This window comes from Micromonospora sp. CP22, from assembly GCF_009712475.1.
Classification (GTDB): domain Bacteria; phylum Actinomycetota; class Actinomycetes; order Mycobacteriales; family Micromonosporaceae; genus Micromonospora.
On sequence record NZ_VCJO01000001.1, the window covers coordinates 269,694 to 284,086 of the forward strand.

At 71.5% G+C, this 14,393-nt stretch carries 16 protein-coding genes; 13 read left to right on the forward strand and 3 right to left on the reverse strand.

All coding sequences use genetic code 11. The features are described 5' to 3' along the window. Positions 1-25: 25 nt before the first annotated feature. Both FF096_RS01230 and FF096_RS01235 read left to right on the forward strand, forming a co-directional pair. Positions 26-970, forward strand: a complete 945-nt coding sequence (locus FF096_RS01230; RefSeq protein WP_155214486.1) for a Ppx/GppA phosphatase family protein — start codon at positions 26-28, stop codon at positions 968-970. A 75-nt stretch (positions 971-1,045) separates the two neighbouring features. Beyond that, positions 1,046-1,852, forward strand: a complete 807-nt coding sequence (locus FF096_RS01235) for a sugar phosphate isomerase/epimerase (protein ID WP_309222446.1) — start codon at positions 1,046-1,048, stop codon at positions 1,850-1,852. Positions 1,853-1,895: 43 nt separating this feature from the next. Here FF096_RS01235 and FF096_RS01240 read toward each other — a convergent pair whose 3' ends face one another. Genes FF096_RS01240 through FF096_RS26475 form a run of 3 tightly spaced genes read right to left on the reverse strand, consistent with a single transcriptional unit; the run spans position 1,896 to position 3,949 of the window. After that, positions 1,896-2,453, reverse strand: coding sequence for a CGNR zinc finger domain-containing protein (locus FF096_RS01240; protein ID WP_309222447.1), 558 nt, complete (start codon positions 2,451-2,453; stop codon positions 1,896-1,898). An 18-nt stretch (positions 2,454-2,471) separates the two neighbouring features. After that, entirely contained in the window at positions 2,472-3,638 is a 1,167-nt protein-coding gene (locus FF096_RS01245) for a glutathionylspermidine synthase family protein (RefSeq protein WP_309222448.1), read from the reverse strand. Positions 3,639-3,640: 2 nt separating this feature from the next. Further along, a complete protein-coding gene (locus FF096_RS26475; RefSeq protein ID WP_230462216.1) occupies positions 3,641-3,949 on the reverse strand; it encodes a hypothetical protein in 309 nt (102 codons plus the stop codon). Positions 3,950-4,017: 68 nt separating this feature from the next. Between FF096_RS26475 and FF096_RS01255 the strand changes: the two genes are divergently transcribed. The 11 genes from FF096_RS01255 (at position 4,018) to FF096_RS01305 (ending at position 14,132) form a co-directional block, all read left to right on the forward strand. Beyond that, positions 4,018-4,938 (forward strand): proline dehydrogenase family protein, encoded by a 921-nt coding sequence (locus FF096_RS01255; RefSeq protein WP_155214487.1) that lies wholly within the window; start codon positions 4,018-4,020, stop codon positions 4,936-4,938. 82 nt (positions 4,939-5,020) lie between these two features. Then, positions 5,021-5,821 (forward strand): alpha/beta fold hydrolase, encoded by an 801-nt coding sequence (locus FF096_RS01260; protein ID WP_155214488.1) that lies wholly within the window; start codon positions 5,021-5,023, stop codon positions 5,819-5,821. Further along, positions 5,814-6,401: a WHG domain-containing protein gene (locus FF096_RS01265; protein ID WP_309222449.1), complete on the forward strand. Its 588-nt coding sequence runs from the start codon at positions 5,814-5,816 to the stop codon at positions 6,399-6,401. Before FF096_RS01260 ends, FF096_RS01265 begins: the two co-directional genes overlap by 8 nt. A 60-nt stretch (positions 6,402-6,461) precedes the next feature. Further along, complete coding sequence (locus FF096_RS01270; RefSeq protein ID WP_155214489.1) at positions 6,462-7,865, forward strand: hypothetical protein; 1,404 nt, start codon at positions 6,462-6,464, stop codon at positions 7,863-7,865. Between the two features lie 51 nt (positions 7,866-7,916). Then, entirely contained in the window at positions 7,917-9,305 is a 1,389-nt protein-coding gene (locus FF096_RS01275; RefSeq protein ID WP_155214490.1) for an efflux RND transporter periplasmic adaptor subunit, read from the forward strand. After that, complete coding sequence (locus FF096_RS01280) at positions 9,302-10,036, forward strand: ABC transporter ATP-binding protein (RefSeq protein WP_309222450.1); 735 nt, start codon at positions 9,302-9,304, stop codon at positions 10,034-10,036. The genes FF096_RS01275 and FF096_RS01280 overlap by 4 nt, the downstream gene beginning before the upstream one ends. Further along, the gene (locus FF096_RS01285; RefSeq protein WP_309222451.1) at positions 10,033-11,217 is read left to right on the forward strand and encodes an ABC transporter permease; all 1,185 of its coding nucleotides are present in this window, start codon (positions 10,033-10,035) and stop codon (positions 11,215-11,217) included. Before FF096_RS01280 ends, FF096_RS01285 begins: the two co-directional genes overlap by 4 nt. A gap of 225 nt (positions 11,218-11,442) precedes the next feature. Continuing rightward, positions 11,443-11,652 carry a helix-turn-helix domain-containing protein gene (locus tag FF096_RS01290; protein WP_111242884.1) on the forward strand — a complete coding sequence of 70 codons (210 nt, stop codon included), beginning with the start codon at positions 11,443-11,445 and terminating at the stop codon, positions 11,650-11,652. Positions 11,653-11,874: 222 nt separating this feature from the next. Next, entirely contained in the window at positions 11,875-11,976 is a 102-nt protein-coding gene (locus FF096_RS01295; RefSeq protein ID WP_007465623.1) for a 30S ribosomal protein bS22, read from the forward strand. Positions 11,977-12,093: 117 nt separating this feature from the next. After that, a complete protein-coding gene (locus tag FF096_RS01300) occupies positions 12,094-13,167 on the forward strand; it encodes an NAD-dependent epimerase/dehydratase family protein (protein WP_155214491.1) in 1,074 nt (357 codons plus the stop codon). Positions 13,168-13,229: 62 nt separating this feature from the next. After that, positions 13,230-14,132 (forward strand): lysophospholipid acyltransferase family protein, encoded by a 903-nt coding sequence (locus FF096_RS01305; RefSeq protein ID WP_309222586.1) that lies wholly within the window; start codon positions 13,230-13,232, stop codon positions 14,130-14,132. The last annotated feature ends 261 nt before the right edge of the window (positions 14,133-14,393 follow it).

Consider the following 14,393-nt stretch of genomic DNA (forward strand, 5'->3'; position numbering starts at 1 on the left):
AACCAGGTGGGCCTATGGTTCTCCCATGCGACTGGGTGTCCTCGACGTCGGTTCGAACACGGTGCACCTGCTGGTGGTCGACGCGCACCACGGGGCGCACCCGTGGCCGGCGCACTCGGAGAAGGCGGTGCTGCGCCTCGCCGAGCAGATCGGCCCGGACGGCGCACTCCGTGAGGCTGGCGCGGACGCCCTGGTCAAGGCGGTGGACGCGGCGCGTACGGCGGCCACCGGACTGAAGGTGGACGAGTTGATCGCCTTCGCCACCTCCGCGGTGCGTGACGCCACCAACGCGGCCGACGTCCTGGCCCGGGTGCGCGACGCCACCGGCGTACGGCTGGAGGTGCTCTCCGGCGCCGACGAGGCACGGATGACGTTCCTCGCGGTCCGGCGGTGGTTCGGATGGTCCGCCGGGCGGCTGCTGGTGCTGGACATCGGCGGCGGCTCGTTGGAGATCGCGGCGGGCATCGACGAGAATCCGGACGCTGCGGTGTCGCTTCCCCTCGGAGCCGGTCGGCTGACCCGGGACCGGCTCGGCGTCGACCCGGAAAGCCGCGTCCCGCCCGCGTCGAAGATCGTGGAGGAGCTGCGGCAATACGTCGAGGCGCAGCTCGATCCGGTGGTCGAGCGGATGATCGAGGTGGGGTGGGATCGCCCGGTGGCGACCTCCAAGACGTTCCGTACGCTGGCCCGGCTCGCCGGTGCGGCCCCCAGTGGTGCCGGGCTCTGGGCCCGCCGCCGACTCACCCGGTCCGGCCTGCGACAGGTGCTCGGCTTCATCCGGCACATCCCGCCCGCGCAACTGGTCGAGTTGGAGGGGGTCAGCGCGGGGCGGGCCCACCAACTGCTGGCCGGTGCGGTGGTCGCCGAGTCGGTGATGCGTCGACTCGGGGTGGAATCGGTGGACATCTGCCCGTGGGCGCTGCGGGAGGGCGTGATCCTCAACCGGATGGATCGACTGGCTCCGGTGTGATCCCCGTCGTCCCTCCTGTCCGGTTTGCGTACTCTCGTCATGATGCCTCAATGAACGGCGGCTACCCTCGGTGGTGTGACTTCCCGCGTCCCGGTGCTCCTGTCCAGTTCCTCGGTCTTCCCTGAGCGGACCGCGGCGGCGTTCCAGCTCGCCGCCACGCACGGCTACGACGGCCTTGAGGTGATGGTCTGGACCGACGCGGTCAGCCAGGACGCGGGCGCGCTGCGGGGCCTCGCCGACCACTACGGGGTGCCGGTCCTCTCCGTGCACGCCCCCTGCCTGCTGGTCACCCAGCGGGTGTGGAGCCCGGACCCGTGGGAGCGGCTCCGCCGGGCGGCGGTGCTGGCCGAGACGCTTCAAGCGCCGACGGTGGTGGTGCACCCGCCCTTCACCTGGCAGCGGGACTACGCCCGACGCTTCGCCGAGGGGCTCGACCGGGTGGCCGGCGAGTTCGGTGGCCTGCGGTTCGCCGTGGAGAACATGTATCCGGTACGGATGGCCGGCCGCCAGTTCGTCCCGTACGTGCCCGGTTGGGATCCCACCGACGCCGGTTACACCTCGTACACGCTCGACCTGTCGCACTGTGCCGCCTCGCACAGCGACGCGTTGGCGATGGCCGACCGGATGGGCGACGGTCTGGCGCACGTGCACCTCGGCGACGGCACCGGCGAGGGACGCGACGAGCACCTGGTGCCGGGGCGCGGCAACCAGCCCTGCGCCGAGTTGCTGCGCTCGCTGGCCGGGCGGGGCTTCACCGGCTCGGTGGCGGTGGAGGTGACCACCCGGGGCGCGAAGAGTCGGCAGGTCCGCGAGGCGGATCTGAGCGAGGCGCTGGCCTTCGCCCGTCAGCACCTCGGCACGCCGTCCCCGGTCGACGCCTGACCGTCGACCCGCCCGTTCTGACCGTCGACCCTCCAGGGGCGGGTCAGGAAACCGGTGTCAGCGGGTCCGGTTGGCTGGGCACCGCAGCCCGCTTACGCGCCCGGTGGGCGGCCACGTGCGAGCGGGTGGCGCAGCGCTCCGAGCAGAACCGCCGGCAGCAGTTGGACGAGGTGTCCAGGTAGACGTTGCCGCAGCGGTCGTCGGCGCAGACGCCGAACCGGGCGCTGCCGTACTCGCACAGCCAGACCGACAGCCCCCAGACCGCACCGGCGAGGTATTCCGAACTGACCGAGGCACCCCGGCTGGTGACGTGCATGTGCCAGTCGCTGGAGTCGTGTCCGGAGATGCGCGGTTGCACCGGGAACGCCTCCAGCAGGGAGTTCAGCTCGCTGACCGCCAGGGCGTCCCGCCCCGAGGTGCCGTACGCGAAGACGTCCCGCAGCCGCTTCTGTGCACGCCGAAAGGTCGGTAGATCCCGTTCCGTGACCTCGTCGCGCATCCACTCCTGGTCGTCGCAGAAGAGGCCACGCAGGTCGTCGAGGTCGTTCAGTCGCGCGTTGACGAGGTCAACCCCGGTCCGGGCGTACGCGTCGAAGTCCACGTGTCAACCGTAGACGACTCATCCCGGGCGTGGCGCGTCGATGTAGTGCGGGAGGAACCGCGCGTAGCCGTCGGTGATCAGACTGGCGCTCTCCCGCAGCCCGGCACCGGCCGACTCACCGTCGACGATCCAGCTGCCCAGCACCAGATGACTGTCGCCGAATGTCGGCAACGCCCGGAACTCCTGGTAGCAGAAGCCCTCCTCGCCGTAGTCGCCGGGATTGTTGATCTCACCGCCGGGGGTGACGATGCGTACCGCCGCGCCCTCCCGGCCGAGCAGCGGCTTGGCGACGTATTCCGACATTCCGCGCGGACCGTCCAGGTACGCCGGCAGCAGCAGCTCGTGCCCCGGATACAACTCCCACAGCACGGCCAGCAACGCCTTGTTGGACAGCAGCAGCTTCCAGGCCGGCTCGATCCAGGTGGTCGGGGTGCCCGGCCGCACCGCCAGCGGGCCGTACGGTTCGGCGAGCATCCACTCCCACGGGTAGAGCTTGAAGCAGGTGACGACCGGTCGGTCGTCGGCGTCGACGAAGCGCCGGCCGTCCCAGCCGAGGTGCTGGATCGGCAGTAGTTCGACGTCCAGCCCCGCCTGGCGGGCGGTCTCGGCCAGGTAGCCGGCGGTCATGTGGTCCTCGCCGGTCTCCTCCTCGTTCGACCAGACCACGTGCACCCGCCGGTCGTGCAGCCCCGCGCCGATCTTCGCCCAGGTGCCGACGAGCCGCTCGTGCAGGCTGTTCCACTGGTCCAGCTCCGGCCGGGTGTGCTCCAGCCAGTACCACTGCGTGATGCTCGCCTCGACCAGTGCGGTGGGGGTGTCGGCGTTATACTCCAGCAGCTTCGGCGGCCAGCTGCCGTCGTACCAGAGGTCGAAGCGGCCGTAGAGGCTGGGTGGCTTCTCCCGCAACGACCGGGCGACCGCCTCGGTAGCCCATTGCGGGATGCCGAACTCGGCGTACCGGTTGCGCCGCACCACGTGCTCGGCGGCGGCCAGCGACATCCGGTGCAGCTCCTCGGTGGCCTCCTCCAGGCGCAGCACCTCGTCCAGGTCGAAGACGTACGCCGCGGTCTCGTCCCAGTACGACATGACCCCGCCGTCGGGCAGTTCCGTGTCCACGTAGACCAGGCCCTGTTCGCGGATCGTGGTGTCCCAGTCGGGGCGCGGTGTGACCGTCTCGCGCCGCACGCTCAGCCGCCGCAGTAGGCGAGATGGGTACCGAAACCGCCGCGTTCGGGCACCGAGGCGCTCACCGGTTCGGGCGCGGTTCGGCTGCCGACTTCGGCGGCTGGGGCGGGAATCCGCATGGCCAGAGCGACCGTCGCGCCACCACCGGCGGGGCCGAGGGCGCATTCGTCATCGTCATCGTCGTCGGAGTTCATATTGCAGCCGGAGAGGGCGAGCGCCAGGGCGGTGAGCGCGCCAAGCTGCACGGAGGCCGACCGAAGCCGGCGGCGGGGGCGATTTTCCACGACATCGTTGTAACCGATGGATGCCATCCCGTCCGCCCCGGGCCGAGGGCGGACGGGAAGGTACCTGGTGGTCGGGTGGGAGTTACGCTCGGCTCATGCTCCGTTCCGTCATCCTCGCCGCCTCCCGGTCATCCCGGGTCGAGCGGCTCGTCGCGACGGCCCCGTTCTCCCGGGACGTCGTCCGCCGGTTCGTTGCCGGCACCACGACCGACGACGCGTTGCGCGTGACCCGCGAACTCGTCGAGGACGGTCTCGCGGTCACCCTCGACAATCTCGGCGAGGACACCGTCACCGGCGAACAGGCCAACGCCACCCGGGACGAGTACCTCACGTTGCTGCGGATGCTGGCCGAGGCGGAGTTGACTCCCGCCGCCGAGGTGAGCGTGAAGCTCTCCGCGCTCGGTCAGGCGTTCGACGAGCAACTCGCCTACGACAACGCCCGGGCGATCTGCGCCGCCGCCGAGGCGGCCGGCACCACGGTCACCCTGGACATGGAGGACCACACCACGACCGACTCGACCCTGGACATCCTGGCCAAGCTCCGCAAGGACCACCCGTCGACCGGTGCGGTGTTGCAGGCTTATCTGCGGCGTACCGAGTCGGACTGCCGCGAGCTGGCGTCGGCCGGGTCGCGGGTGCGGTTGTGCAAGGGCGCGTACCGGGAGCCGGAGTCGGTGGCGTACCAGTCGGCCCGGGAGGTCGACAAGTCGTACGTCCGGTGCCTGAACATCCTGATGTCCGGCGACGGTTATCCGATGCTCGCCACCCACGATCCGCGCCTGATCGCCATCGGCGAGGACCGGGCGCGTTGGTTCGACCGTGACCCGGACCGCTTCGAGTTCCAGATGCTCTACGGCATCCGGCCGGAGGAGCAGGCCCGCCTGGTCGGTGAGGGCTACACGGTCCGCACCTACGTGCCCTACGGCGACGACTGGTACGGCTATCTGATGCGTCGGCTCGCCGAGCGTCCGGCCAACGTGGCCTTCTTCGCCCGCGCGCTCACCTCCCGCCGGTAACACCCGGCAGCAGCCGTACCGCCGGTCGGCGGGTGCGAGCCGTGCCTTGACCAGGAAAGCTAACAACATTAGCCTTGCGGCTATGTCAACTAGCTTTGTGGCGTGTGCCGACGGCCGGATCGCGTACGAGGTGCACGGGCAGGGGCCCCTGGTGGTGCTCTCGCACGGCATGGGGGAGAACCGCCGCTCCTACCGGCACCTGATTCCGTTGCTGGTGGCAGCGGGCTACCGGGTGGCCTCGGTCGACGTACGCGGGCACGGCGACTCGACCACCGGCTGGCCGTCGTACACCCCGGCGGAGGTGGGCGGCGACCTGCTCGCGGTGGTGCGTGACCTCGGTGGCGGCCCGGCGGTGCTGGTGGGCAACTCGTCCAGCGGCGCGGCCGTGGTCTTCGCCGCCACCGAGGCGCCGGAGTCGGTCAACGGCATCGTGTTGGTCGGCGCGTTCGTCAACCAGCCGAAGCTCAACCCCTTCATGCGGCTGGCCATGGTCGTGGTGCTGCACAGTCCACGGCTGTTCGGGTTGTTCCGCCGCACGCTCTTTCCCGTGCACCGTCCGGCCGACGACGCGCAGTACCGCCGGCAGTTGGTGGCGGCGCTGCGCCGGCCCGGCCGGATGGCACCCTTGCGCGGGGTGATCCACCCGGTGGAGCCGCACTGGACCAGCCTCGCCGCGCAGGTCCGCCAGCCGGTACTGGTGCTGATGGGCACCAGGGATCCCGACTTCTCCGACCCCGGCGCGGAGGCCCGGGCCGCCCGGCGACTCTTCCCGGTCGCCGAGGCGCGGATGATCACCGAAGCGGGTCACTACCCGCACGCCGATCGCCCGGAGGCGATGGCGCACGAGCTGGTCGCCTTCCTGGCCGAGGTCAACCGTGCCTAGGGCCGGGCTCAACACCCAGATCGTGGTACGTGAGGCGGCCCGGCTCGTCGACGAGGTCGGGTACGGCCAGCTCACCCTCGCCGCGTTGGCGAACCGGCTCGGCGTGGCACTGCCCAGCCTCTACAAGCACGTCAAGGGTGCCGAGGCGCTCGCGCAGCAGTTGTCCGCGCTGGCCACCGCGGAGATCGCCGACGAGATGACCACAGCTGCCGCCGGGCGCAGCGGCGAGGACGCGCTACGGGCCGTCGCCGCCGCCTACCGCTCGTACGCCCGTCGGCACCCCGGCCGCTATCCGGCCACCCAGCGGGTACCGGATCCGGCCGACCCGGCGCACCTGGCCGCCGGGGAACGCGCGGTCGGCGTCGTCTACGCCATCCTGCGGGGATACGGCATCGAGGGCGACGCCGCAGTGGACGGGGTCCGGATGTTCCGCGCGGCGGTGCACGGCTTCGTCTCGCTGGAGGCGACCGGAGACTTCGGACTACCCCGCGACGTCAACCGGTCCTTCGACCGGATGATCGCCGCCCTGGACGTGGCGTTCCGTTCCTGGCCCGCCTCGGCGGAGCCCGACGCTGCCTGACCCGAGTCGGCCGGTAGATCACACTTCCGTCGGCGCTACCGCAGGCTTTACCCTTCGCCGGTGAATGAGGGGGCCCCGGCGGGCGACGACCATCCAGCGGTGACCAGCCCGGCAGCGCAGGAGGCGGCGCTGCCACCCACAACGGTGATGCCCGACGCCGACCCGGTCCCCGAGCGACGGCCGCGTCGCCGATGGCCATTGTGGGCCGCCGTGGTGGCGGTGGTGCTGGCGTTGGGTGTCGGCGTACCGGCGGCGCTGCTGAACGGTCGACTGTCCGATGCAAAGGTCGGTGAACCGGCCGTTGCCGCCTCGCCGACGGAGAACCCCACCACCATCGCCGCCCGGCAGGTCGCCGAACGGATCACCGCGCAACTCGACAAGCAGGCCGCCGCGCTGCTCGACGGCGACCGGTCCGGGTTCGCCGCGATCGCGGCCCCAGCCGTACGCCCTGACCTGCGTCGGCGGTTCGCCGCGCTCCGGGCCCTGCGGGTGACGCGCTGGCAGGGCCGTCCGAGTGGCCTGCCCACCTCGGCGGGGCGCCCCGGACAGTGGCGGGTGCAGATCGAGTTCCAGTACTGCTTCGTCGCGCCGAATTGCCAACCGAGCCCGATGGTGGTGGAGACCCGCTGGCGGGACGGTGCGCAACCCCGACTGCTCGCCCTGTCGAAGTCGAAGTCCTCGCCGTACGTGAACGGTCGCTTCAACGGCCAGCCCGGTGCCCTGCCCTGGGAGATCAGCAAGCTGGCCGTGGTGGTCGGCAAGCGCGTCATGGTGGCCAGTACCCCGGATCACCGCAACCGGTTGCCGGGGTTGTTGAAGCGGGCCGAGGCGGCGGCGAAGGTGGCCGACACCTATGTCGTCGACGGTACGCCTCCGGACATGTACCGCGTCTTCTACGCCGGGCCGAAGGAGTGGAAGCGGTGGTACGGCGGTGACCAACCGGAATGGGGTGCCGGGGCCGCGATCAACACCGGTGGCGGGCACTACGAGGTGATACTGGCACCCGAGACGCTCGACTACTACGGCCCCGCGTTGGACGAACTGCTCCGTCACGAACTGGCCCATGCCGCCTCACTGCCGGACAAGAGCTACTGGGACGACTCGGCTTGGTGGCTGATCGAAGGGTTGGCCGAGCACGCGGGTGCCGACGGCCAGCCGGTCTCCCGGTACGACGGACTGGCGCCCACCCGCCGGCTGGTGACCGGCGACTGGGACGGCAAGCTGGACGGACTCCTTCCCGACGACGACACGCCCGACCGGAAGGTGACCGGCAGCTACGGGATCGCCTACCTCGCCTTCCGGCACCTGGTCGACCGGTTCGGCGAGGAGCAGGCGTTCGCCTTCTTCAAGGCGGTGGTGTACGACCTGCGGCGACCGGAGCAGACCACCGAGGAGATCTTCGGCGAGTCCTGGTCGAGCCTGCGTAAGGAGTGCGTCGCGTACATCCGCAAGGCCGTGCGCTGACCCGGTGGCCTGGTCGGGGCGGTCGGGGCGACATCGACAGATGCTCGTAGCATGTGTCGCGTGCGCCGCTCCGACTCGCCGCGGTTGCCAGCCACTCGGCTGCGCCTGGTCACCGTTCTGCTCGCCGTCACCGTACTGACCCTCACCACCGCAGCTTCCTGTGGTGGTGACGAGCCGCCGATCGCGCTCGCCGCAGCGACGCGCGCCGCAGTGGCGGAGGAGATCGATGCTCCCGCCACCGTTGTCGCCCGGGCGGCGGCCACCCTCACCGCCCCGGCCGACGGCACGCTGGCCCGCCTCCGGGTGGAGCCGGGTCAGCGGGTCAAGCGGGGGCAGGTGCTCGCCGTGATCAACTCACCGTCGGCCCGGGAACGCCTCCGCCAGGCCCGCGCCGCGCTGCGGGCCGCGCAACGCGCCGGTGGCGGCGGTGGCGGCGGCGACCTCGTCGGGTCGCTGCGCGGCACCGACCGCGCCGCCGACGCCACGCACGCCGCCGCCCGAGCCGCGGCGGCGAAGATCAGCGACCCGGAACTCCGCAAGGCGCTGCTCGCCCAGGTCGAGGCGGCACAGCGCCGGTACGACGCGGCGGCCCGCGCCGCCGACCGGGCGGTACGGGAGGTGCAGCGCGGCGTACGCAACCTGAACAGCGCGGTCAGCGCGCTCGCCACCGCCCAGCGACTTCAGGCACAGCAGGCGTACGACCTGGCCAAGGCGACCGTCGACGCGTTGACCCTGCGCGCCCCGATCGCCGGTGTCGTGCAGCCGGGCGGCGTCAGCACCGGCACCGGCTCGGCGGGAGCCCTCGCCGGGCTGCTCGGATCGGGTGGAATGCCGTCGGGGATCGGTGGGGAGTCGTTCGGTGCGCCGGCCGGACCGCCGCCGGGCGTGGACACCGCGGTTCCGGTGGGCGGTCGGGTCACCGCCGGCACCCCGGTGCTGACCGTGGTGGACACCCGCGAGCTGGGTCTGCTCGCCGAGGTCGACGAGACGGACGTCCTGCTGGTCCGCCCCGGGCTGACCGGCACCGTCGAACTCGACGCCGTCACCGGTGCCAGCTACCAGGCGACGGTGCAGTCGATCGACGTACTGCCCACCACCTCGGCCCGGGGCGGGGTGAGCTACCGGGTGCGACTCGCCCTCGGCCCCGGGCAGTTCGGTGAAGCCGAGCCCGCGCCCACCCCGCGCCCCGGGATGAACGCGGTGCTGCGGCTGCGGGTCCGGGAGGAGGCGGACGCGGTGACCGTGCCCGCGTCGGCGCTCTTCTCGGTCGACGGCCGGGACACCGTCTGGCTGGTCCGCGACGGCCGCGCCGACCGGGCCGTGGTCACCGTCGGCGTCCAGGGGCAGGATCTGGTGCAGATCGTCGACGGGGTGCAGGCCGGCGACCGGATCGTGATCCGGGGCACCGACCAGGTCCGCGAGGGCCAGGAGATCGGGTGAGCCGGGCTCCGGCGATCGAAGCGGTCGACGTCTCCCGGACGTACCAGCTGGACGGCGTGTCGGTGCCCGCCCTGCGCGGGGTGTCGCTGACCGTCGAAGCCGGGGACTATGTCGCGCTGATCGGGCCCTCCGGCTCCGGCAAGTCCACCCTGATGCATCTGCTCGGTGGGCTGGACCGCCCCAGCGGCGGCCGGTTGGTCATCGGTGGCCGGGAGGTGGGCACCCTCACCGCCCCGGAGTTGGCCCGGCTGCGCAACGAGACCATCGGCTTCGTGTTCCAGGCGTTCCACCTGCTGCCGCGTACCTCGGCGGTGGACAACGTGGCGTTGCCGCTGGTGTACCGGGGCGTGAGTGCGCGGCAGCGGCGTGAGCGCGCCGCCGCGATGCTCGGGCGGGTCGGCCTGGGTCACCGGTTGCACCACCGGCCCAACCAGCTCTCCGGCGGCGAGCAGCAGCGGGTGGCGATCGCCCGAGCCCTGGTCACGGATCCGACCGTGCTGCTGGCCGACGAACCGACCGGCAACCTGGACAGCACCACCGGTGCCGCCGTGCTGGAACTGCTGGAACGCCTCAACGGCGAGTCCGGGGTGGCGCTGGTGATGGTCACCCACGACGCGGAGGTGGCGGCGCGGGCGCGGCGACGCATCGCGATGCGCGACGGCGTGGTGGTCGCCGACAGCGCCGCCGAATCCGGCTCGACCGAGGTGGCGGACGGAGGGGCTGGCGCGTGAGGGTGGCCGAAGCCTGGCGGGTGGCGTGGGACGCGTTGCGCGCGAACCGGATGCGCAGCGCGTTGACCATGCTCGGGGTGGTCATCGGGGTGGCCTCCGTGGTGTTGCTGGTGGCCATCGGCACCGGCACCAAGCAGCGGGTGGAGCAGCAGGTCGAGGGCCTCGGTTCCAACCTGCTGCTGGTCGTGCCGGGGCGACTCGACGTGGGTAGCGCGCCGGCGCTCTCCCCGCTCACCCTCCAGGACGTGGACGCCGTCGGCCGGGTGGTGGGTGATCCGAGCCGGGTGGCGGTGACGGTCGCCTCCGGGGCGACCGTGCGGGCCGGCAACCGGGAGGACTTCACCACCGTCCAAGGGGTGCTGGAGACGACCCCCACGGTCTTCGCCCGGGAGGTCGCCCGGGGGCGATACCTGACCGGTTCCGACGTGGACACCGGTCGCCGGGTCGCGGTGCTCGGCGACTCCGTCGCCCGCTCCCTCTTCCCGGATCGGGAGGCGGTCGGTCAGCAGCTCAACGTGGCCGGCGTGCGCTTCCGGGTGATCGGTGTCTTCACCCCGCTCGGGCAGAGCCTCGGGGTGGACCGGGACGACGAGGTACACGTGCCGGTGACGGCGGCGCAGCGGCTCTACGGCACCCAACGGGTCGACGCCATCGCGGTGAAGGCCCCGGACCGGGAACGGATCGACGAACTCGGTGAGCGGATCGTGGCCGAGCTGAACGGTCGACACCCGGGTACCGAGTTCAGCGCCGTGACTCAGGAGCAGATCCTCGGTGTGCTGGGCGACATCCTGGGCATCCTGACCGGCGTACTGGCCGCCATCGCGGGCATCTCGCTGCTGGTCGGTGGGGTCGGCGTCTCCAACATCATGCTGGTCTCGGTCCGGGAACGGACCCGGGAGATCGGTCTGCGCAAGGCGGTCGGCGCCCGGCCCCGAGACATCGGGGTGCAGTTCCTGCTGGAGGCGGTGCTGCTGACCTCGGCCGGTGGCCTCACCGGGATGGCCCTCGGCGTGGGCGGCGCGCTGTTGGTGGCCGCCGTCTCACCCATCCCGGCGGCGGTGACCTGGTGGTCGCTGGCACTGGCCTTCGGCGTCTCGGCGGCGGTGGGCATCATCTTCGGGGTGGTACCCGCCCAGCGGGCTGGTCGGCTCGATCCCGTGGTGGCCCTGCGCTCAGAGTGATCTCCCCGATACCCGTGGCCGAGGTTGATCGGTGTCGGAACCCGGGACACAGCACCCGACCAGGGGTTTTTTCTCACCAGGCGGCAACCGATCATGATCAGTTGCGGGAAGGGATCGCGCCGGTCACAGCCGCCCCGCTACCGTACTGGTAACACGCGCGTCGCCGGCCGCGCGGGAGGACCCGTGTGGCGGCACGCGCCGGGCATGGGATGGGTCGGGTGAGCCATGGCCGGGTCGCAGTCCGACGGTCGGCTGTCGGATGTCAAGTTCCTGACCGTCGCCGAGGTGGCGACGGTCATGCGGGTGTCGAAGATGACGGTCTACCGCCTGGTGCACAGCGGTGAGTTGGCCGCCGTGCGGGTGGGCAGGTCGTTCCGGGTACCCGAGCACGCGGTGCACGAATACCTGCGTGGCGCCTTCCAGGAGACCGCCTGACCCGGGTGCGGACCGGGCCGTACGGGCCCGGTGGAACGGGCATCGAGCGGGGGCGCGTTGGTCCTGTTGACGCCTCCCCGCTACGCTGGACTCCGATCGTGACCGCTGGTGCGCTCCGCCGCCCATCCCGCCGGTCCGGTCCCTGTCCGTAAGCGGTCGCCGACGCCACAGGCTCGTGGTGTTCTCCCGATCGCGCCGCACGTTGCATCGAAAGGCTGTCGTATGGGCTCGGTGGTCAAGAAGCGCCGCAAGCGCATGGCTAAGAAGAAGCACCGCAAGCTGCTGCGCAAGACCCGCGTCCAGCGTCGCCGTCTCGGCAAGTGACCGACGCCGGGCGCAGGCCCGGCGTCCGTCCTTGCCAACTTGTCGACCCTCGGAGGCTCAGGTGATCAGGCCGTGGCTGTCCCGGCTCGGTCCCACCTGCCGGGGCGGGTGCGAGACATGACCCCCGGTGGCTCCCAGAGCCTCCCGGGGGTCGTCGTCGTGACCGGAGTCAGCCGCTACCTGGGCGCGCACGTCGCGGCCCGGCTCGCCGCCGACCCACGGATCGACCGGGTCATCGGCATCGACCTGCCGGAGCCGGGTCCCGAGATCGAGGCGCTGCTCGACCGGGTCGAACGCATCCGGATCGACGCCGGCTCGGTGGGGGGTCTCCTCGCCGACCTCGACGTGGACACCGTGGTGCATCTGGCCCTGGTCAGCTCCCCGGATCCACAGCACGGTGGTCGGGCGGCGATGAAGGAACAGAACGTCATCGGCACCATGCAGTTGCTCGCCGCCTGCCAGCGGGCACCGCGACTGCGCAAGATCGTGGTCCGTTCCTCCACTGCGGCGTACGGTGCCTCGTTCCGTGACCCGGCCGTCTTCACCGAGGAGACCGAGCCGCGCGAGGTGCCGCGTGGCGGCTTCGGCCGCGACATCCTCGACATCGAGGGGTACGTCCGTGGCTTCCGCCGACGGCGCGGTGACGTCACCGCCACCGTGCTGCGCTTCGCGCCGTTCATCGGCTCGACGGCGGACACCACGCTCACCCGCTACTTCGCGCAGCCGGTGGTGCCCACCATCCTCGGTCGGGACGCCCGGTTGCAGTTCCTGCACTTCGAGGACGCGCTGGAAGTGCTGCACCGGTCGGTCGTCGAGGACCATCCCGGCACCTTCAACGTCGCCGGGCCCGGGGTGCTCGCGCTGTCGCAGGCGATCCGCCGCGCCGGGCGGATCGCCGTGCCGGTGCTGGAGCCGGGCCTGTCCGGTGCTGTCGCGCTCGCCCGGCTCATGGGCTTCGGCCGCTACGGCCTCGACCAGGTCGACCTCTTCGTGCACGGCCGGGTGGTGGACATCTCCCGGCTGGAGCGGGAGTACGGTTTCACCCCCCGCTCCACCGCCGCCGCCTTCGACGACTTCATCCGGGCACACCACGGGCGTGCCGTGGTCACCCGGGACCAACTGGCCGCTGCCGAGAAGCTGGTCTTGGACCAGATCAGGCAGGTTCGCAGCGCTGTCCGGGAGCGGTCGTGAGTAGGCCGGAGGAGCAGCACGACGAGTCGCGCCTCGACAACCGGTACGCCGTACCGCCGCCGGTGACGCCCGACACCGACCCGGCCCGACAAAACGGACACCGCCCGGCGCCGGACCAGGTCGGCGACGTCTGGGACCGGCGGGTCGCCAGCGGCCTGGCCTTCCTGCGCCGCCGGTTGGCCGGCGACTACGAGGTGGACGAGTTCGGCTTCGACCCGGAGCTGACCGAGGCGGTCTTCCACCCGCTGCTGCGTCGGCTCTACCGTGACTGGTTCCGCACCGAGGTCAGCGGCCTGGAGAACGTCCCCACGGACGGGGCGGGACTGATCGTCGGCAACCACTCCGGCACGGTCGCCCTGGACGCGCTGATCCTCTCCACCGCGCTGCACCACGAGCACCCCGACCATCGCTACCTGCGGCTGCTCGGCGCGGACCTGGTCTTCCGGATGCCGGTGGTCTCCGAGATCGCGCGCAAGACCGGCGGCACGGTGGCCTGCAACCCGGACGCCGAGCGGTTACTGCGCAACGGTGAACTGGTGGGTGTCTTCCCGGAGGGCTTCAAGGGCGTCGGCAAGCTGTACGCGGAACGCTACAAGCTGCAACGCTTCGGGCGGGGTGGCTTCGTCTCGGCGGCGCTGCGTACCGGCACCCCGATCATCCCGGTGGCGATCGTCGGCGGCGAGGAGATCTACCCGATGCTCGCCGACATCAAGCCCCTGGCCCGACTGCTCAAGCTGCCGTACTTCCCGGTGACCCCGACCTTCCCCTGGCTCGGCCCGCTGGGCATGGTGCCGCTACCGAGCAAGTGGCTGATCGAGTTCTGCCCGCCGATCCCGACGGCGCACCTGATGGACTCGGCGGACGATCCGCTCGTCGTGTTCAACCTCGCCGACCAGGTACGGGAGACTATCCAGCAGACCCTGCACCAGTTGCTGGAGCGCCGGCCTGACCCGTTCGGCCCTTAGATCTCAGGTGCAGGGAGAAGCTGCCCCGCACGGCCGTCACCGTCGCGTCGAACCGGGCGAGCGGTAGTTTGCTGTCAGGGATCATGCAGAACAGGGTGGCGACCGACTCGCCATCGCCGGTGGGACTCTTGACCGCGCCGTAGCGGGAGCGAAGACCGGTGTCGGGCATGGGCGCGGTGGTGTCGTAGCCACGGCTGGAAGCCTTCGGTGGGGTGTCCCAGCCCGGCGACTAGCCGGTCCGGACCCCGGCGGGCCCGAAGC